General features: G+C 38.4%; 21 protein-coding genes. 1 reads left to right on the forward strand and 20 read right to left on the reverse strand.

Features of this window, described 5'->3' with window-relative positions; genetic code table 11:
- Nucleotides 1-83 precede the first annotated feature (83 nt).
- Nucleotides 84-707, reverse strand: a complete 624-nt coding sequence (locus tag RWN13_RS19185) for a hypothetical protein (protein WP_314066997.1) — start codon at nt 705-707, stop codon at nt 84-86.
- Between the two features lie 215 nt (nt 708-922).
- On the opposite strand from RWN13_RS19185, the gene RWN13_RS19190 reads away from it, so the two are divergent.
- Nucleotides 923-1,309 (forward strand): DUF1398 family protein, encoded by a 387-nt coding sequence (locus tag RWN13_RS19190; RefSeq protein WP_314066999.1) that lies wholly within the window; start codon nt 923-925, stop codon nt 1,307-1,309.
- Between the two features lie 110 nt (nt 1,310-1,419).
- Here the strand turns inward: RWN13_RS19190 and RWN13_RS19195 are convergent, their stop codons facing one another.
- From RWN13_RS19195 to RWN13_RS19285, 19 genes are all read right to left on the reverse strand, one after another.
- Entirely contained in the window at nt 1,420-1,770 is a 351-nt protein-coding gene (locus RWN13_RS19195) for a DUF2200 domain-containing protein (protein WP_314067001.1), read from the reverse strand.
- 38 nt (nt 1,771-1,808) lie between these two features.
- Nucleotides 1,809-2,009: a hypothetical protein gene (locus RWN13_RS19200; protein WP_314067003.1), complete on the reverse strand. Its 201-nt coding sequence runs from the start codon at nt 2,007-2,009 to the stop codon at nt 1,809-1,811.
- A gap of 21 nt (nt 2,010-2,030) precedes the next feature.
- Nucleotides 2,031-2,969 (reverse strand): magnesium transporter CorA family protein, encoded by a 939-nt coding sequence (locus RWN13_RS19205; RefSeq protein WP_314067005.1) that lies wholly within the window; start codon nt 2,967-2,969, stop codon nt 2,031-2,033.
- A gap of 79 nt (nt 2,970-3,048) precedes the next feature.
- The gene (locus RWN13_RS19210; protein ID WP_314067007.1) at nt 3,049-3,681 is read right to left on the reverse strand and encodes a hypothetical protein; all 633 of its coding nucleotides are present in this window, start codon (nt 3,679-3,681) and stop codon (nt 3,049-3,051) included.
- A gap of 15 nt (nt 3,682-3,696) precedes the next feature.
- Nucleotides 3,697-4,221, reverse strand: a complete 525-nt coding sequence (locus RWN13_RS19215; protein ID WP_314067009.1) for a hypothetical protein — start codon at nt 4,219-4,221, stop codon at nt 3,697-3,699.
- 318 nt (nt 4,222-4,539) lie between these two features.
- Complete coding sequence (locus RWN13_RS19220) at nt 4,540-4,914, reverse strand: hypothetical protein (RefSeq protein WP_314067012.1); 375 nt, start codon at nt 4,912-4,914, stop codon at nt 4,540-4,542.
- A 15-nt stretch (nt 4,915-4,929) separates the two neighbouring features.
- Nucleotides 4,930-6,513 (reverse strand): ABC transporter, encoded by a 1,584-nt coding sequence (locus RWN13_RS19225; RefSeq protein ID WP_314067014.1) that lies wholly within the window; start codon nt 6,511-6,513, stop codon nt 4,930-4,932.
- The gene (locus RWN13_RS19230) at nt 6,506-7,264 is read right to left on the reverse strand and encodes an ABC transporter ATP-binding protein (RefSeq protein WP_314067015.1); all 759 of its coding nucleotides are present in this window, start codon (nt 7,262-7,264) and stop codon (nt 6,506-6,508) included. Before RWN13_RS19230 ends, RWN13_RS19225 begins: the two co-directional genes overlap by 8 nt.
- A 141-nt stretch (nt 7,265-7,405) precedes the next feature.
- Nucleotides 7,406-7,633, reverse strand: coding sequence for a hypothetical protein (locus RWN13_RS19235; RefSeq protein ID WP_314067018.1), 228 nt, complete (start codon nt 7,631-7,633; stop codon nt 7,406-7,408).
- Between the two features lie 331 nt (nt 7,634-7,964).
- Nucleotides 7,965-8,537, reverse strand: coding sequence for a recombinase family protein (locus tag RWN13_RS19240; RefSeq protein ID WP_314067021.1), 573 nt, complete (start codon nt 8,535-8,537; stop codon nt 7,965-7,967).
- Nucleotides 8,538-9,269: 732 nt separating this feature from the next.
- Nucleotides 9,270-10,298, reverse strand: coding sequence for a WxL protein peptidoglycan domain-containing protein (locus RWN13_RS19245; protein WP_314067025.1), 1,029 nt, complete (start codon nt 10,296-10,298; stop codon nt 9,270-9,272).
- A gap of 23 nt (nt 10,299-10,321) precedes the next feature.
- A complete protein-coding gene (gene lepB / locus RWN13_RS19250; protein WP_314067028.1) occupies nt 10,322-10,999 on the reverse strand; it encodes a signal peptidase I in 678 nt (225 codons plus the stop codon).
- A 23-nt stretch (nt 11,000-11,022) separates the two neighbouring features.
- A complete protein-coding gene (locus RWN13_RS19255; RefSeq protein ID WP_314067031.1) occupies nt 11,023-11,694 on the reverse strand; it encodes a hypothetical protein in 672 nt (223 codons plus the stop codon).
- A gap of 32 nt (nt 11,695-11,726) precedes the next feature.
- Nucleotides 11,727-12,794, reverse strand: coding sequence for a DUF916 and DUF3324 domain-containing protein (locus tag RWN13_RS19260; protein ID WP_314067034.1), 1,068 nt, complete (start codon nt 12,792-12,794; stop codon nt 11,727-11,729).
- Nucleotides 12,795-12,903: 109 nt separating this feature from the next.
- Nucleotides 12,904-13,668 carry a WxL domain-containing protein gene (locus tag RWN13_RS19265; protein WP_314067037.1) on the reverse strand — a complete coding sequence of 255 codons (765 nt, stop codon included), beginning with the start codon at nt 13,666-13,668 and terminating at the stop codon, nt 12,904-12,906.
- 108 nt (nt 13,669-13,776) lie between these two features.
- Nucleotides 13,777-14,505, reverse strand: a complete 729-nt coding sequence (locus tag RWN13_RS19270) for a WxL domain-containing protein (protein ID WP_314067039.1) — start codon at nt 14,503-14,505, stop codon at nt 13,777-13,779.
- A gap of 73 nt (nt 14,506-14,578) precedes the next feature.
- Nucleotides 14,579-14,881: an LPXTG cell wall anchor domain-containing protein gene (locus tag RWN13_RS19275; protein ID WP_314067041.1), complete on the reverse strand. Its 303-nt coding sequence runs from the start codon at nt 14,879-14,881 to the stop codon at nt 14,579-14,581.
- Between the two features lie 36 nt (nt 14,882-14,917).
- Nucleotides 14,918-18,889: a pectate lyase-like adhesive domain-containing protein gene (locus RWN13_RS19280; RefSeq protein WP_314067044.1), complete on the reverse strand. Its 3,972-nt coding sequence runs from the start codon at nt 18,887-18,889 to the stop codon at nt 14,918-14,920.
- A gap of 78 nt (nt 18,890-18,967) precedes the next feature.
- Nucleotides 18,968-20,251, reverse strand: a complete 1,284-nt coding sequence (locus RWN13_RS19285) for a hypothetical protein (RefSeq protein WP_314067047.1) — start codon at nt 20,249-20,251, stop codon at nt 18,968-18,970.
- Nucleotides 20,252-20,322: the final 71 nt, after the last annotated feature.

Raw genomic sequence — 20,322 nt, forward strand, 5'->3', positions numbered from 1 at the left:
TGCCACCTCATTCTCGAATTGTCATCCCTAGTATAACATATGTGGCAGCCAGGCTCAGAGTAGCAAAAGAAAAACAGCTCTTTCTAAATAATTCTCAAGAAATACAATAGGACTACAATCACAATAATCCCAACTCCCAAAGGACGCAAAACTTTATTCTTAACCCGTGTCCACTGCATATTTTTTAGAATGGCTTCGTTCTTCTTATTTAAGTCAATATGTTTAATCTCCGTAGTATCACAATACACGACAAAGATGGGCTGTTCCTTAGAGAAAAGATTATTATTTTCGCCAATTATCAACGAAAGACCGCGAATCTCAGAAGGTAACGTTCGTGAGCCTTTTTTAGAAATTCCCCACTGCTCCTCATCTTTAACAAAATAATTATTGTCATCTTCATAAACAATCGTCTCAGGATCTGCCCAGTCAGCCCCCTCAATTTTACCTTGCCAAGCTATTTTTAAGTCATCAATAAATCCTTGGCAGTTTCTGGCAACCAGAACATTTCGATAGGTGTCAATAATAATCAACGGGGCTAATAAGACAAACAACAACACCTTTAAAAACATGGGGACCACCCCCAGACTGATCAGCAATAAACACACTAAAATGCCATCAATCCCTAAACGCTTTACCGAGCGTTGCTTATATAATTGTTCAATCGAATGCTGGTATTTACTAAAATCATTTGCAACAGATTCTTTCATCTTAAGCTCCTTATGCTAAATAGATTGGTTTAATCATTGAGTCGGCCCACTTTATATAAGCGACCGTCACTATTAATCGTAGTTTAATTTTATCATAGGAAGCCTAGCAAATGAATTAAAAAGAAAAAAATCTACGCCACACACTCAACGTATTAATTGGCTATAGGCTATAATTAAGGTATCCTTAACTAATAACGCTGAAAGAAGGGTTTCCCATGCTAAACATCAAAGAAATAGAACAAGCCGTTAACAATGAACAAAATGCCGGTGGTTTTGCCGATTTAATGAAAACTTTTTTACAATTAGGTGTGAAAAAATATGACTATCTGATAGCCCAAGGACTTTACCGTTATTACGATGATGATCACCATCTTGACTTACAGATGAATGCTGTTTCTAAATCGGTCTCTCCCCAAGGCAATCCAACTAAACTAAAAGAAGCGGTCCAAAAAGCGCAAGCTGGACAAATTGATTTTGACATCTTTTGCCAACTAGCAGGCGAAGCAGGGATTACCCATTGGCAAACTGACCTGATAAAAAAGAAGGTCACTTACTATAAACACACAACCCCTCTCTTAATTGAACCGATTCCAGGATTATAAAAACAGGCTGAGCAGGTTATTTTTCTTTTCAATGCTTATCCCAATTCACAATCTTACAACAAAAAAACTTAGAGACGACTCTCTAAGTCACTAGTATAACCTTGGAAGATTTATTTCCGTAAGATTTTTTCCATGGACTTTCCTTTGGCTAATTCATCAACCAATTTGTCCATGTAACGAATTTTTTGCATCAACTCGTCTTCTATCTCTTCCACTCGATACCCACAAATAAGCCCTTTGATCATCGTTACGTTCGGGTTTATTTGTGGTGCTTCTTTAAAAAACACCTCAAAATCAACCCGATTGTCGATTTGTTGCTGCAAACTGGTCTGGTCATAGCCCGTCAGCCAATAAATGACCTCATCCACTTCATCTTTAGTTCGGCCCTTTTTCTCCACCTTTTGAATGTATAATGGATAAACACTCGCAAAAGACATGGTAAAAATTTTTGGTTTTTTCACTGTCATTCCTCCCTTCCTGGCTCCTAAGAATCAGATACTTAGGTTTGATTAAGCTCTCTCACAATTAATTCTACCCCAATTTCCAAGGCCTTGATTCTATTGCTCAGCAAGGTTAACTGCCCCTTATATCGTTGAGGGTCTTTGCTAAGAAGGCTACTATGAGCTTTTTGACTTTTGCCAATTAAAGAATCAATCGCCCGTTTAGCCTCCAGTAAGTCATCCTGACTGTATCGATCCATCTCACCACCTCCAATCATCACTTAGAAATAATCTTTTTTCTTTAGAATCATTCCGACGGCCGTTGAAATAGCTACTGTTATACCTACTAATATCCAGAAGGCAAAGGGGGTTTTTTCAAAGGGTAGCCTGACATTCATCCCCCATAAAGCCCCAATGATTGCTGGCACGGTGAGAATAATTGAGACAGATGTTAACACCTTCATCAAATTATTTAAACGATTGGAAATAATCGAAGAAAATAAATCACCAATCTGTTCCAACAACTGATGGTATTGCTGAATCATCATCTCTGCCTGTCGATTCTCGTTATCCATGTTAAGTAGCAACTTTTTGGCCTTCCCTCCCTTGCTAAATACATCAGTTGACTTAATCCCCTGAAAGACAGGCTGATTACTTTTAGTCGCTGCATCAATAAAGACCAGACTTTTTTTCAGGGTCAAAAGACGATACAATTGCCTGTTTTTATTGGAAATAACACTTTCTTCTTCCAAGGCTTTGATTCCCTGACTAATTTCTTTCAAATAAAGAATATAGGTGTAAGAAATCAACCAAGCCACTTCTAAGACAAAACTCTCCTGATCAGCTAAATTTTCAACATAGTCATTCGTTAAAAGGTCGTCAAAAAAACTAGGCAAACTAGCCGAAGCCGTAATAATCAACTTATCTGTTAATACAATCGAAAACGGTTGAGCATCATACCCTGTCATGCCCATCTTGTTTCGGATTTTAAACGGATACAGCAATGTCACTAACGCCGCTGATGAATCGCTCTTAAACTCATATCTGGCGATTTCATCCGAATCCAACACATTAGTTAAATAATCCTTTGGAAACCCATAAGTTCGAGACACTTCCAAAATCTCTTCTTTAGACGGACTAAACAAATGAAGCCACTGTGCCTCTTCTTGTTCCTCACATTTCTTGATACGTGACGCCTTTGTATAATACCCTTGAATCATACAAATCCCCCTCAATTGATTAACTGGCCTTTCAATCTAAGACACGTGATAACAGATGGTTCACTTATCTAGCTACATGTTATGTTATTTTCAAGGATCTTGCAAAGGTTTCACCTTTAACGTTACATGACTCCCTAGCAGCCCCATAAACCGTCTTGACATTATCAGTTCCATCCAGCAGAGACATTGACAATTGCATCAAATAAACAGAGCCCTTTTCTTGTAAATAGGGGGCAATTGCCTCTTTAATCGCCTCTTCGTAAGCAGCCTGTTGCCCTGACATAATCAACGGAAAGCTATCAGGAATTAGCCTCACTTGATAATCAGACTCTTTTCCCTTTTTCTGATAACCCGCTTTAACTTTAGCCATCGTTAAAGGAACTGTATCAGGATTAGAAAAGAACAAAAATTTTTGATGATCATCCTGAATGATTGCTTCAATAATTGGATCTTCAATTTTCCAAATAGGCACACCATCGATGTCAGATTCCTCAATCAAACTGGCATATACCGTACAAGTAATCATGAACCCCACCACATCCGACTTGAGTTCCTTCTTAATCAACGCCATGAGTTTTTTTCTCTGGTCCTCTAAATCCATCTGAGGTTTAATAATCAGGTGCTTTTTAACATTATCATCCTCATTAAAAAGAGCCTCCATATAGGAAATATTACTATCATGGGCATGAATGCCAATTATCTGTTTCATCATCTGCACCTCTTCCCCTTATATTAACTCTTGATAATACCCTTCTCTGCCAATTCCAACAGTCTGAAAATAACGAGAGAGACTTAAATCTTCTGCCAGCCAATCCTGATTATCTTCGTAACTGCCGTCTTTTTTCATTAACTCAATCTCTTCTTGTATATCCTCTGGGGTAGACGGACGATAACAGCCTACACTAATTGCTAAAAAACCATAACCTGTTTCTTCATCGAATTCTCCCTCTGACTGATTAAGCTCGGCTAACAACACCAAGACCTCTTCGGCAGGCCTTTGAAAAACAGGACAGCCCTTTATTGTGGGGATTGTTCTTTCAGATTTTGATCCGTATAAACACTCAATAAACGAGACTTTATCATCTTCAAATGAAATCGATAACTCGTAATCATCTAAGTATAAAGTCTCACTTTCATCCTCTTTAGATCCCTTAAAGACCGCTAAAACACTTGCTTTGTTATCACCAAAATTAACTGGCTGATCGCCGATTAATGCCCCTTTAAGTGGTAGTAATTCAATGACAGTTTTCATTTTTATCCCCTTCCATGCAACTAAGCTGTTACTTATTATAACCATTCTTTTGAACAAAGTCGAAAGTAAACCCACTAACATAAGGGGTGTTTTGCCAATTTAGCAAAATAAGGCTCTCTTACAATTAACGGCCGGTCTTGTCCTTTTATTGACACTCCTTAGAAATGTCAAGCCCACCGATCTCAAGACAGTCGGTAAAAAGTAGCTCTTACTTTGAAACTGAATGAAGTCTGAGTGATGTTTAAAGTCCCTCATTGACTTAATATCCACGCAACCCATGTCGAAATTAATTGTTCAAAAACGAAAAAGGCAGCTCATTTAATTATGAGCTGCTTCTTTTTGGTTTTTGCGATTATCTACCAACTTAAAATGAATTAATTCGTTGATGCTTGCAACTAGCATAACAACTGCCATAATGGCAGACATGTCAGTTAAACTGTTAGTTAGAGAACCACCTCTCATAAGAAACATTGACATAGATATTACCCCATAGGTATATATATTTACACGATAATAGTCATTTTTATTGACTATTACATACAGAGTGACAATTCCCCAAAATAAAAATAAAGGCGTCAGCAGTCCGTTACCGTGTCTGCCTGTACTTGTTACACTAATAATCAGGTCTTTTATCAATAGTCCCAAAACCAACAATGTCATTAATGCGTAAGCTATTTTTGCCTTCTTAGTCATAAGGTCTCTCCTCCTTTAATTAAACTTCATCCAAAACGACTTCCGAAAATGAGTCATCCAGCCATAAGTCCCTACGATAATCAGAACCGCGACAACCAATGTCACAGGCCAAAATGGCAAGTACAACGATGCAACTCCATATAGTACCAATAGGATTACACTGACCAATATCGATGCCATCATCGTCAAAACTAATCCTATCTTGCCGGAACCACGAGAAAATAACTGATCCAAGTTGGTCCAATCCAACAATAATAATCGGTAATCCCTGGCGAAATAAAACAAACTCAATAAAAATGTGCCTAAGACAGCGCCAGCTAATAAAGCAACAATAAATGGCCAAGGAAGTTTAGTAACCACACCACCAAGCAAGGCCACCAAACTACTTAAACTGATTTGAATCGCGACCCCAACTAAAAACTTTTGCTTCAAATAGACTTTCAGAGACAACGGCAGGCTTTTGACAAATTGAAAGTTTTCCTGATCAAGAGAAATCAAATTACTGATAAAAGATGTTTGATTAACCATCATAACCGTCAAAGTCATCCCTGCCACAAAGACCACTCCCGTCATCCGATAATCAATCTGACTTAAATTCAAGGCCCCACTAACGGCAAAGCTCACAATAAAAATGGTTGGCATTAAGATTGAGTTGGATACTACCTGCATGATTAAATTCGGTTCTTTGACTAACTGCTTATTGTAACTCAATAACAATTGGTTTAAATTTTGATGACCTTTATAGGAACGTTTGCCACTACCTTTGGCCGTTGAAGCAGCCGTTAACTGCTCATAAAGTTTAGGCAAGATGAAGAGCTTAATCGCCCCAAGACTCACCAGGAGTACTGCTACTAGTCCAGCCAAACTTATGAAGCCATTTAGAGCAAAGGGCTGACTAGCGATCTGATAAATTGGCAAGAAAAGTGCGATGACACCACGATCCATCGTCGCCGTATCAGCACTAATATTCTGACCATTCATATAAAGAATCCCGCCAACTGCCAGCAACATCGAAATAACCAGTAGCCCACTGGTCACAACTTTTTTATGAGATTTAAAAAAGGCCGTTCTAGTTAAGCCAAAAACAATCAAGCAACAGACACTGAAGATAATCCCTAACATGACGACAAAAAGCACAATCGATAATAACAGTGTTAATGGTAAAAAAAGACCAGAACGCAGACCTGTCAGTAAAAACACCACTAACAGCGGAAAGACAAAGGGCATAACCGTTAACGTCACCACTAAGATTTTAGCAGCAAATATTTCACTTTGACGTATCGGCAAAGGCAAATAGGCCTGTAAATCTTGGCTTTCAAAAAAAACATTGTAAATCACAGTAATCCCTTGAGAAAAAGCTAAAATACTAAATAAAGCCACATAATAGGTAAAATACCCAGGTAACTTACTGAAATCCAAGGCGACCATCGACAGACCGTAAATCACCAAAAATAGAACCATGGAAAAGACATACTGCATCAATAACGAACGAGTTAGCCCTTTCCCCGTTTTGCCCTTTTTACGAGCCTGAATCGTCTGTTGAGGATTCGCATATCGCAAGTTGACCTTGATCAACTCCGAGAGTCGGTTCTTATTCATGAGCATCACCTTGGCTGTCAATCTGCTGCCCTGATTGGCGACCAGCCATTCTCAAATAAATGGTTTCCAATGATTCATTGGGTGATTCGGCTAATAAATCTGCCACAGAGCCATTGTAAATTAATTCCCCTTGCTTTAATATTGCTAAATTGTCACACAACTGTTGAGCAGTATCTAAAACATGCGTGGAAAAAATCACTGTTTTCCCCTTCTTAGCATGGGCACTCATCAATTCCTTTAAATCAAAAGCAGCCTGAGGGTCTAGACCTTGCAAAGGTTCATCCAAAATCCAAATATCTGGATCTGGCAACAGCGCACCGATGATCAGTGTTTTTTGACGCATGCCGTGAGAAAAACTAGCAATGGTTTCATCTTTGTGAGTTCCCATGTCAAAGAGTGTGGCTAATTCATTTAAACGACTGTCTTTAGCTCCTGCTTCCAGTTCATAGGAAGCCCCTATTAAATCCCAATACTCGCCTGCTGTAAGTTGTAAAAAGATATCTGGCGTATCTGGGACATAGGCTATTTTTTGCTTAATCTCCAAAGAGTGTTCCTTTAAATCAAGGCCATCAACTCTGATGGTCCCACTGGAAGGCTCTAAGATACTTACCAGACTTTTAATCGTTGTTGATTTGCCAGCCCCATTATGTCCCAAAAGTCCAAAGATTTCCCCTTGTTTAATGGTCAGATTTAATGACTTAAGTGCTTCTTTACTACCATAATTTTTACTCAAATTAACCAGTTCGATCATCTTTATCCCACCTTTATTATCGATTTTACGCCTTTTTAAAATTGTTGCAACTAAATAATTATGATTGGATTATAGGTCCCTTTAACCGATAGCTAAACAGCCCAAAGAAATTTCCTTCCTTTGGAGCTGTTAGTTATTTAGTTAATTTTTTTCCACACTATTTTTTTGCTGCTGAGCTCTGTCACTAACAACGTCGATTGGATTCGCTTTATTAATCCCCCCAAAACCAGTGTTCACCATAGTGCCCCACCCTTTTTTGACCGGCTCAATTCCTTTGGCTCTTAATTCATCGTTTTTCTTTCGTAATTTTGTACGATGTGCCAGGTTTTTCTTTTGTTGATGCTCACTCACTTTATCAAAAAGACTCATAAATTATCACCTCATCTTATTATCTTCTCTTTATTATACCAATAATAGCCTAATAAAAGGTGACAATTATGTCAGATTCTCTCTCTAATTTAACCGTCGTTCCACTTACATGACAACAATTAACATAATGTTCGAATTAATACATTTGAGGTGAAATAAATACGACATTTATCCCTGGGCATAAGCTCTAGCTTCTAAACCCACATTCAGAATTACCTCTTATCCAATGACTGATTTTAAAAAAACTAATTTACTGTGTTAAGTGGTTACTCTTCTTATATCTCCACTGTGACCTAATCTTAACACCTGTACATATATCCCTCATGTTGCTTTAGCCGCATCCACGCAGTGGGATATTTCGCTGGTGTAAGTACTTGTAAAGAGTTGTTCCTGAAATCTGACATTCTGAAATAATTTCTGACACGGATAAATTGCTATTAATATAAAGTTCAATAGCACGATCAATTTTCTTAATCGGACTAGGACGACCTAACTTAACACCGTTTTTACGCGCAGCATCAAGACCCGCCAATACACGTTCCCGTATTAATGTCGTTTCCATTTCAGCAAAAGCTCCCATTATGGTAAATAGTAAACGACCTGTTGGAGTTGACGTATCGATATGGTTCTCAAGACTGACGAATTTGATGTCACGGTTAGAAAAAATATCTATCAATTTAAGCAGATGTTGCGTTCCACGAGCTAACCGATCTAACTTATATATCACTAGCGTATCTCCAGGCTGAAGGGTCTCTAGTAGATTTGCAAGTACAGGTCGCGATTCCTTTAAGCCACTTTCTCTTTCTGTAAAAATATAATCTACGCCATATGCTTTTAGTGCTTCCGCTTGGGAATCAAATTTTTGATGAGTTGTACTAATACGGGCATAACCATATATAGCCATAATTTTCTCCTTAATAATTTTACATCTTTTCTTTTAACTTAATTTGTCTCGAACTATTTTCAACACACCTTAATTTATGAGTGAATGGCTCCGCAACCTTGTTAAGAGCCTGACATTATTCGTTGTCACTTGCTACGTTTACTTCGATACACTTATCTGTCTACTATCATAAAAGTTTAACTACCTACCGTGATAAACCTTAATGTCTTTTTATCAGTCAATAATTTTCGGTGAAGGCCCTCGTTAAGAGCATGTGACAGCGAAAAAAACGTAACATGATCTTATTTAATAGATCCATTGATTAAATTAGTTCCGCTATTCTTCAGATATAGTTCTAGATAATACTATTGATTAGTTTAAGCTGATAGCTATCAAGGAGGATGCAAAAAATTATAACCCATCATATGCTCATTGTTTCTCCTGAAATTCATTAAACGCCCTTTAACGAACAAAATTCAAAAAAATCATCATATACTTCTCTTAATTCTCGGTCATTCACTTGCTTCGTCTCCTCAATATTGGTAAAGACATAAGAATAATAGCTAACGGACAAGTAGTCAAGAACATTGCTCAGTTGTGTCAGCCATCCAAAATCTTTCAAAGTCTAATTAATTTAATAATAGGCTTTATAAATAACCAATAGGACATTACTTCACAAGTCTTTTTACTATACTTGCCATTAACCTCTCAAGCAAATTTCTCAGCAAACGGCCAGCCTAATCTGGCCATTAATTAGTTAATCAGACGACGGATGACCATGTACAGTATGAACGTCCCCATAATCAACACCACAATAATAGTTAATAATAGCCCTATACTAACTTCATTCTTTATGATAGCTTCTGCATATGTTTTGCTCTCTTTAAGATTATTTTCCGTTACCTCAAAGGGCTCTTGCCACTCCCAACTTAATTGACCAACCGTAACCTTCGTATGAGTCATATATGACCCAACTTTTGGTTTATCCATCATTATTGGAAAATCAATTTGAGAATAGGGAGCCATCCTCATTTGCTCTAACTTACTTTCAGCCAATACTCTATCTGAGTCACTTGCTGTTACATAACTTTCTACTACCATCTCTCTGACTATTGTTGGCGTATCATTATTGAAGCTAGCTTTAGCCATATTTTTTCCTCCTTTAGTCACAAATATACTGTTATTTGGACTCATAGATCCTTTAATACTGCTCTCAGACTCTAACGATTCTCTCAATGAAACAGAGTAGACGTATGTATACTCATTTCTGATCATTACCTTGTCTTTCGTTTTTTCTTCTTTGGAAACCTTTTGTAATTCAATTCCACCTAAAATCACACCTTCAAACTCTTTTTTAGGTATGGTTAGGTCTATTTCAATTTGCTTGGTTTCTCCCTTTTTTAGTCTCACTTCTTTTGGCGCTTGTGCAATATCTGTCAGTTTAACTTTAAGACCATTTGTATTTTTCAAAGAACTTGGACTGTATTCAATGATTCCAGTTTCCCCAGTTTTAGCGTCTGACACGTGAACATTCAGCTTTAACTCATCATCAGTTTCATTGGTCACTTCAGTTATCACTGTTTGTTTTTGAGATGGTTTGACTAATAAATCAAAATAGTTGCCCTCTCCAATTTGGTTTTCTGGCATCATATTTCTATAGGAAAAACCTATCCCTTCCTCTGGTTTGTCACTTTCAGCTTGACTTACAACTGGCATTAATAAACAAAGTAGCAACAACAAGAACGGCATAACGAGCGCTTGATTAGTAGTTAGTTTTCTCATTGTACAAATATGACTCCTCTTATTTAATAGTTAGTAAACTTTGGAAATAATCCCATCTCAACTTTCCCTATGACATCTTCTTGATTGACTACCCCGTAGTGACGACTATCCATCGCACTTTGCCGATTATCTCCAAGAACAAAATAGGTGTCTTTTGGCACTTTCGATTCCCCAATCACTTCTTTCAAGCTGAAATTTTCTGTTAATAATTCTTCTCCCAGTTCCTTTTTCCTACTGTTTAAATATCTTTCGGGTCTCCCTTCATTGTTAATGAACAAGTCATTATTTCGATAATCTAATGTGTCTCCTGGCAACCCCACAATCCGCCGTATTGAATAGGTCTTTTCTTTTCCTGGTACCTTTATATAAACCAAATCAAAGCGGGAGAGGTTTGTATGTCGACTGGCCAATACAATATCTTTATGATTAATTAATGGCATCATGGAATAACCATCCATTTTCCCAAAAGAATAAGTCAATTGTATGGCTGTCAAAATGATTAGACAAGCTAGTAAAAAGGCTAATGCTAAGGATGTTAACTCACGCCCTAACAGCCTCTTTCTATTTAACTTTTTTTTCTTATAATAAGCAGAACTGTGCCTCTTTCGCCTTTTGTTAACTGGTATTAGCCCTTTATCATTAGAGTTATCCTGATAATCATGACGGCCACTAGTTTTTATCTGCCTGTTCCTCTGCTTCATTTATTTCACCAAACTCATCTTGTTTACTTTTTCTCTTTTAATGACGTTTCATCTACTTTATAAAAATTGAGCACTTGTTTCTGAGTTTTTTGAGCATTGTCAATGTCTTCAAGAAAATTTGACAATGATTCCACGCCGGACTCATCATCCAAAAATTGTTCTGAAGCTAGGTTAACTCCCAATTGACCAACCTGAGCATAATATCGATTCAATTGTTGTTGCCCCTCTGTTGAGGCTGAATTATTAGCCCTCTTAGCAGCATAACTTGCCATCCTAATTGATAGATTATGGATATTTTCATTTAATTTTATTCCATCTATCTTTCCAGCTAGTCGTTCATTTATTTGTTCTGCTGCTTTATCTAGCAAATAGTAGCCTGTGACAATCGTCTCAGAGTCTCCCGCTGTCATATTTGTTAACTGATAGAACTTAGAATAGCCCGCCATACTAACCGAAATGACCATTAATACAATCAAGAAAATTAGCCGTTTTCCTTGTTTGCTTTTTAATTCAGCTAATCTTTGTAGATCCCGTCGCCATTTCCTAATACGGGTTCTTCTTTTTGGTTTAAGTCTCTCCGCTTCTTTCATTTTTTTACCTGTGAACACTCGAGAAACGATTGTCACCAGTATTAAGAAAAAAAATAAAATCCCTAAAGATAGACCTGTCAACATAACCATATCCAATATTTCCATTTACATCTTCCCTTTTTGTAAAGTTAAGCATATTATCTTTTTTTATTTTTACTCTTTTTCTTATTAGCTGCTCGTTCTTTCTTAATTAACCCCTTTATACCAGCGCCGACACCCACAGTGACAATTCCAACACCAACTATTAACGCAATCCATTTCCACTCTATCCCCTTTTCTTGTACGAGATTGACATCCTCTTGATTGAATTGATCAGCCTGCTCTTTCGTAATGGTAAAGTCCTTGTCCCACTCCCATTCCCCCCCTTGAGCAGATGCCAACACATGAGCTGTATAGTTTCCAGCCTCCATAGGTGCGCCACCTAAACCGACAGGATACGACATTAAGGTATTGGGTGCCATTTCCATATTATTCTTTTTACTGCTATACGATACATCTTTACTACCTTGTTTCATTATTTCAACATCCAACGTTAGCCCATCGATTTTCATGGCTTGTAAATTCGACACATCCAAAAAAATGGCATTTCGATAATTCTCAAGTTCAGGATAGACTTTTTTCAGTTCTAGTTTTGGCTCTAATGCCTTCTCTGTCATTTGAAGCGTCATACCAAATAAATAAGCAATTTTATTGACGATGGTGGTTGTTTCTCCCTCTGCACCAGGTTGATTTTTCGATTGTAGCTGAACACCACCAGTTACAATGCCATCAAATGGTATCTCTGGCATTTCAATTTTAATGTCAAAAAAACCTTCATCCTTGGCTGCAACCGTGATTTCTTCTGGAATTTTAGCTAGATCAGGTAAATCAAACTTCATGCTACTGTCCTTATTAAACTTACTTGGTCCATATTCGAGTCCCCCTCCCCCATTGGTTCTAGCGCCATTTAAACTTAGTTCTAAAACTAATTCTTCTGATCCTAAATTTCTAATTTTTACCGGAATTGTCTGGGTTTGCCCAGAAGTCATCTTCAATTTAAGAGCTCCGCTCTCTTCTATTTGATTTTCTGGAAATTGTATCTCATAAATATAACCGACTTCATTGACGATGCTACTCTCATCTACCGCAAACACTGTCGGTGATAAAACAATTGAAACAAGTAACAGTATCAATAGAATCAGGGATTTTCGCCTCTTTAAATCCATTAAACTCTCCTTTATTTATAGGAAAAGCACTAAAATTAACATTTTAGTGCTTTTCTACATGATTCATTCGTATTAGAATGCCTTAACTATTTCTGATTCACTAACCTTTTTATAATGAAGCGATTGTCCAAGTAATCTCTGCCACATAAGCTTCTGTCAGACTAAGTGGTGTATTAGCAGGAACATCTAGTTGAACCGACTCTCCCATAGTAGGAACCGCAATAGGGTTCTTACCAATATTAGCAGGGCGTCCAAATTCTACCGTATGCGTTCCCCAACCAGTTCCTGAACTAGCGTTTAGAGCAGTTTCAGTATTGGGAGTTCCATCTGTTTTTAATGTAAAGGTAGATTTAGCTACTGGTTGTAAATCTTCTGGCTGTGTAGAATCAACATGTGGATTCATAAAGGTGATTTCAGCCCCTTTTAATATATTACCTGAAGTCGCTTGAGTAAATGGTTTTGTTACAGCTGCTTTCAATTCCCAGCCCTTAAACGCACCATCACCACGAATATCAGATACTTGCACATAATTTCCGCGCTCAATAGGCTGGCCGTCAGCATCAACTAAATTAGTCGGTAAAGCAAAATATTTCCCCGCACCTGTTGTCAAATCTACTTCACCAAATTTCAAATTAGAAACTAAGTTAACTTGTAAGGTACCTTTGTCTTTATTTTCAACAATTTCTTCTTCATCCTTAGGCTTTACAATCTCTCCTGGTTTTTCTGGATCTGTCGGGCCAACTGGCTCCGTACTTTCCACATATTTGATTGTTCCTTTTCCTGTTGTCGTATCAGCCGCTGCAAAAGCAGTTGCTCCTGACCCTAACACTAATGCTGATAATAATACCGCGCTTGTTAACTTTTGTAATTTCATTTTGTAAATCCTCCTATAATTTCTTTTTTATGTCAACTTGCATATAACAAGTGATCACCTACTTGGTTTCCGGCCCTTTTAACGTTATTCCCGAATCGAACAGAATGTTTACAATACCGCTATTGTCCACGTTAAAGTAGTGGAGTATTTAACTGGATCTTTAGCTATTTGGCCGGGAACAAAAAGAGCAACAGCGCTGTTTTTATACATCGGTTTGTCCTCAACGGTCGGATCAGTCACCGGCTTTCCATCAGCATTTATTACTGGTGTCAACGTATTCTCAATTCCTTCGACTGAACCAGATGACCCAAACTCAATTGTCCATGTGCCTGAGCCCTTGCCTTTACCGGCTATAGCAATTGGATACGTCGCGCCAATTTCACTGATTTTTATGGCATCTTTAACGATCGTCGGCTGATATTCCTGATTGGTTGTTGAGTTCCCCCACTGCTTGTCAAAAGACAAGACAGCCCCAGACAATTCTTTAGTTTGAGCATGTTCATTCATAAACTGAGTTTCTTGTCTAACAGTTAACTGCCATCCCTCTAGCGAACCACGATTATCGGACAATTGAATGTAGTTTGCCCGCGCTGGGGTATCCCCTTTAAATAACTGAGCATTACTATAATAAACCTGATCCTCAGTAGAAACCGCTTGTGGTCCAAAGATGAACTGAGGGACTAAATCTAATCGTAACAGCCCCTCTGTTTTAACTATTTCGCCTCCTGGCTCAACCTCATTTTTTGGTTTTTCCGGATCGATTGGTGGTGTTTCCCAATCTGAACCTAAATACTTTAGTGTGCCACTCGAAATTGATTCATCAGAGGCTGCATCCACTCGGGATCCTCCCATTACTATCGGTAATAAGAGAAGACTACATATATGGCCCCATTTTATCCTGTTATGCACCTTAGTTCCTCCTCTCCTGACATTTCCGAAATAGCATGTAACCACCACTCAAGGTGACCATTACGCCCATAAAACTAAGTGACATGGCTGATTGTTCACCAGTTTGTGGTAACCTAACAATTGGCTTGGCTTTAGATGGAGGCACTGGAACAGGCGCTGGCTTATCAAGCGTTTCTAGATAAAATTCAACAGTGGCGTCATTACCTGCGCTTCCTTCTTTGTTAGCAGCTTGCATATTATAGGGAAGTATAACTAACACGCCATACATAACCGCAATCGTAAAGTAGACTAATTTCTTCGTCAAATACTATTCACCTCTCTCTACTCGGATAACAGTCACTTACTGAATGGTATCTCTTAATGTCCATTTAATGATCCCTTCGTATGTGCCCGTTGTTTTTGGGGCTTTAGATGAATCGATTTCCAACTTAATGCCATCTGCTTTGTCCGATTTTTGCCAGCTATCTGAAATATTGTAAATCCCATCATCACGAACTGAGTCACTGACGTAAATCGTTTTAGCTTCGTCAGTCAAAGTGAACTCTCTGTTGTTATACACATACTTCAATGCCCCTGGGTAATCATCGGTTCCATTAGTCATCTCTTGCATAATTTTAGCTGTGACATCCCAGTTAGGACGCGTTTTTCGATTGTCAGTTATCACTAAGGGCGTATCAATGTTAGTCTTATCTGCTCCGACCTTTTTTTGAAAATCAAGTATGGACACTTGGCCAAAATTGATCATGGCTGGAACAGATTCTAACACCAATTTACCAGCAACTATTCCCCCTGGATTTTTAACACTTCCGCTATTCTTTATCACTATATGAGACGCTTCCGTACTAACTGGCCCTGGAACAAAGGGAAACTCTTGTGGTGACTCGCCTATTCCCCAGGCAGTGTTCTCAATTACCGTATCTACAGCCTCTTGATTAACAACTGTTTTAAATGTAATTGTCGCTTTATCTTGCGGTGCTAAATCACCTAATTCAACTTCCAATTGTCGTGTTTGATCATGATAAATGACCTTTGGTAACGAGACAGCGACACCATTGAATGCCATTTCCACATTTGCCTCCGATAATTTAAAATCTAGACCTGTTGGGATAACATCAGTCAAGCGAGCATTGTACCAAACCTTCTCACTATCAATTGAATCCTTATTTTGAATTTCAACTGTATAACTTAACACAGAGCCAATTTGAGTAATTGGCTGTCCCTCAGATTCCCTATCTGAGCTAACCGTTTTTATTACGTGAGGCTGACTGGGAACCACATCCTGAATGTTGAATAAGCGTGAGGGGTCGAAACGTTCGTCCTTAATAGCGTCGTGATACCCTTCATAACTGTCATAGACTAGACTGTTCTCCGAAAGATTACCATATACACCATCTGGTTCAGCTGTATAGGTTCTTGGAGGATTGATAACATCAGTTTTACCTGCTGTTTCAGTCAAAGTAGTGGTGTCTTTAGCATAAACTTCCACATTTTCATCTGACAACTCCACATACCTCGGTAAGTTAATTATCCATTTTTTGACTGTTGAGTTGCTTGGTTGGGAATTTGCTGTAATTGTCTCACTAATCAAGTCACCTCCATCGCTCTTCAAAAATTGACCATTAACTTTAACAAATAATTTCACTTCAGAAAGCTCTTCTTGGTCCCTTTGATCAAACAAATCAATAGTTCCCTCAATTTGTTTGGTCGCATTAGATAGACGAGTCACAGCCAGGAGATTCCCTGGTGGTGTCACATCCTGTGTCACAACAGGCGGAGCTTTCAAATCCTCAACTTGACTAAAAATATTACGCTTTGAGGTCTCGTCTAAAACACCTCTCCAAGCTTTAACCACTTCTACTCGGTCACCTTTGGCTAAAAAGGCCTTAATAGACGTTGGGACATTGTCCACTTTAAATAGCCCTGCCCTAGGTGACTCTCCGTAGATAGACATACCTGGATTGTTATTATTCATTCCAACGGTTGTTCCGACAACTTCACTCACCTTACCTGTTTTGGTTGTAATTTTTAATTTTACGTACGCCTCATCTGTCCAGGCATCCCGCCCGGTTTCTTGATCCCCAACAGGAACTGTTATATGACCAAAGGCACTTTGATCCGCATTCGTTGATTGTCGAAGTTCATCTACGATCGGCGCTGCGTTATTTCCGCTCATTCTGGCATAAGCACTTGCACCTTGTCCTCCCTCACCATATAAAGTTGGAAAGGTATTGTCCGTATAACTGACAATTTTACTAAAATTGGCTCCACTTAATGAATAGTCAAACAGTGGCCAATTATGAGTTGGATCCCCATCTAAATTGGCTCCTTTTTTCCAAACACTCAAATTTGATTCCGTCGATGTAAAGATGGATGGATTGGAGGTCGTTCCAGCACCAATATCAAAGACCATCCCTCCACCATTACGCTCATTTCTAAAATCAAAATACAGAGGATTATCCACCTTTATATCGGATTGATTCGTATTAAAAATCCCTTGATTGGCACTTGCCGTTTTACCATTGGCCACAAAAATACTTTTTTTGCCTGCAATCAAATTGCCACCATTTTCAGCACGCATATCGATAGCCGCTCCATTATCAGCGTCTACATTTACAACGGCACTTTGTGTGTCACCTAGCTGTTTATCTGCTAACTCAAAGGTATTATTTCCACCATTAGTATAAACAATCCCCTGGTTTCCATTTACAGAACCTGGATCTTGTGGACTACCATTTCCCTCAGTGTACACACTCATTTTCCCACCAGAGGCTACTTTGATACTATTATTGCCACCATACATTCTGATGGCAGGAGTCGTTGCCCCAGCTGTCGTACTCGTTCCTCCACTGACCTTGTTTATTTCAATGAGAGAGTTGTTAGATATATTAAAGGTTTGCGACCCTTGAGATCTAAATCTCAGTGTGGCTCCACGAGCATTTGCAGCACCAGAAGAGGTTAACTTCATCGTACTTCCGTGATCGACTGTAAATACGCCACCCAAACTTTGTAAAATCATCGCAGGGGTACCTGTCGCCTTAATGTCCAATGTTGCACCGTTGTCTAAAGTGATGGTGGACCCATTTCCAACTAATGCTATCAAGGTCCCATCATCGCCTGTGTCAACTCTATTTCCCGATCCTTTTAAACTTGTTTGTTGACCATCAAGTAAAAAAGATCCTTGAGCCTGAATATTAAAAATCAAACCTACTTCAGCATGAAGATTAAGTTGACTATTTTCAATGATGATGATTTGCGTATTGGCCCTAGCACTATAAAAGAAGGCGTTATTGACACTTGAACTCACCTGGGCATTATTTTTAACGGTAAATAGTTCCGAAGTGAACATGCCTCTCGTATCACTCGCAGTATCAAGAGTGTTATTAAATCGGTTAACCCCACCATCAATGGTTATTTTTCCCCGTTCAAGTTCGAAGATTGTTCTTGTCCCAGCAGATGTGGCAATATCAACGTCTGCCAGCTGAAGCTCCCAATTGGTACTATTCACCGCTGAAGCCGATACCCGTTGAGAAGTGCCACTACCCGTGAGTCTAATGTCAGTCATTCGAAAAATTGACTGTGTTGGCGCAGCCCCAAGAGTAATCGTTTGGCCCCCCATATTTAACTCTTTCCCATTTCCATTGATTACAATCGAACGGCTATAAGTTCCTAATATCGGCCTGCTTTCTGCTGTGATATCTGCTAAGAGACTAATGTCAGAAACACTAGAATTCCCCATAGCATCAACAAATTCTTGCCAGGTACTGACTGTGGTAGCTGCTCTTGCAGATAGTATCTGACCACTTGTTGCCAGGCTTTCACCAGAAACTGGCAGCTTAACTGAAACAAATAAATCCTCAAGAGTGACATTAGAATCATCAGATTGGACAGATAATTGATGCTCTCCTTCTTTCAATCCAGTTACATAAAAAAGCAAGTTATGAGTATAAAATTCTTCCTCTTCATCCAATATGTCTTTATTATTATTTTGAATCGTTAAGATAGATGTCTCTTTATCAAACTCTATGGCAAAGCCTTTAGCATTTTTTTTATCGAAGCCGTTATACGCCATTTCCTTAGGAAATTGAATTGAAACTCTTTCCTTAAAATTCGACGGCTGACTGTATCTAAATTCAGATTTTTCGTTTACAACAAACGCATTGCTGCTGTTAATTGAGATTCGAGGAGTATCATCTATCGATGAAGATTCTTTAGCCACTAATTTAGTCGACCGATTGAACGTTGGAATAATAAAAAATACAAGCATGGCTATCAGACAGCTACATGCTATTAAACCTATTTTTCTATTTTTCATGTATGCTCTCCTTCCTTTCCAATTACTGATAGAGGGAAAGGTCTTCCTTCCCCTCTATCATCGTCAAAAATGTCTGTATTACAATTCGCCTGTATAATAAAAATTAATAACTTTAGGTTCTTTAGATTTCACTGCAACAAAATCCTGGCTATCACTGCTGTCAAGTTCCATTTCTTCCTCTGTAAAGTCAAATTGCAACATATTGACATTTACAAGATCGCCCACCTCAACTTGGATTTCTTCTTCTGTGTAAAGTCTATAGCCTAAATCATCTTCTAAATCAACCCAATGTTTAACTAAAAGAGTGGTAAATAGTTCTGTACTCGCACCACTAAAGGTTACTGTGTGACGTCCATCTTTCTTTAATTGAGTGACTTCGTTTCCTTTTTTTAGAGCGGCATTTTGACGGACTGCTGTTATTTGACCATCTTTAAAAGATGTATTCACAACTAAACCACCATTTTCTATAGCCACGGCTTTAGGATTGGATGACCAAACATAGTTTTCAATATTTGACATATTTCTACCCACGGTTTTATACGCCTGATTAATGACAAATGGGTTGTCCGTTATAACTAATCCACTATTTTCATAAACCTCGTTGACGGCTGCGCCACTATACGCTCGCAACATTTGCTTGTCAGCATGTAAGGCAGATAGATGACTGTTAATATTTGTCGAAATACCTGTAATTGAGCTACCTGCATCTTCCGCTTGAATATGGGCGATAATTGAACGAGCACCACTAATCTTTCCCTTACCAACTACTGTAGCACCCTTCCATGCGTAGATATCGCGGTAAGCATAAATCCCAATGCCATTCTCACTTGTTCCTTTAAGAACAGCGCCATAATAAGGCTTAATATCATTGTCACTATACACACCAAAATTATTACCGTAGCCTTCTACCGTCCCATCTTTCATTTGAATCTCGTTATGAACTTTAACACCTGTTCCATTTGCAGTCCCAACTACTTTGCCATTTCCAGAATATTTGAAGGCTTTTAAGTGGTTCCCAACATTAATCGCCACATCACTAGTTGTGGTAACATCTAATTCTCCGGCTCCCCTAAATTCTAAATCCTTTGCTGCTTGAATGCCGTTGATCGTAATAGGTTGACTATTATTAAGTGTAATCTTAATGTCTTTTGAACTATAAATGGTTGAATTACTTTGCAATTCGTATGTCCCTTTTTTAGTCGACAAAATAGTTGTCCCTTGAGCATCCGTTATTATCGTTGCATCGTAGCCCTTCAAATCTGTTCCACCCGTTAAAACAGCGTGAGCCTCTGCGTTCATTGGAATACTTAATGAAAACAGTGCTCCTGCCCCCATACATAAAAGACTTGTTTTTAACTTCACTTCTTTTCCTCCTAATTAACTCTATTATTTATTATTATATTGCTCAAATTCCATCCTCTGGTTTTATCACA

Origin of the sequence: uncultured Vagococcus sp. (assembly GCF_963518325.1) — a bacterium.
Lineage (GTDB): Bacteria > Bacillota > Bacilli > Lactobacillales > Vagococcaceae > Vagococcus_D.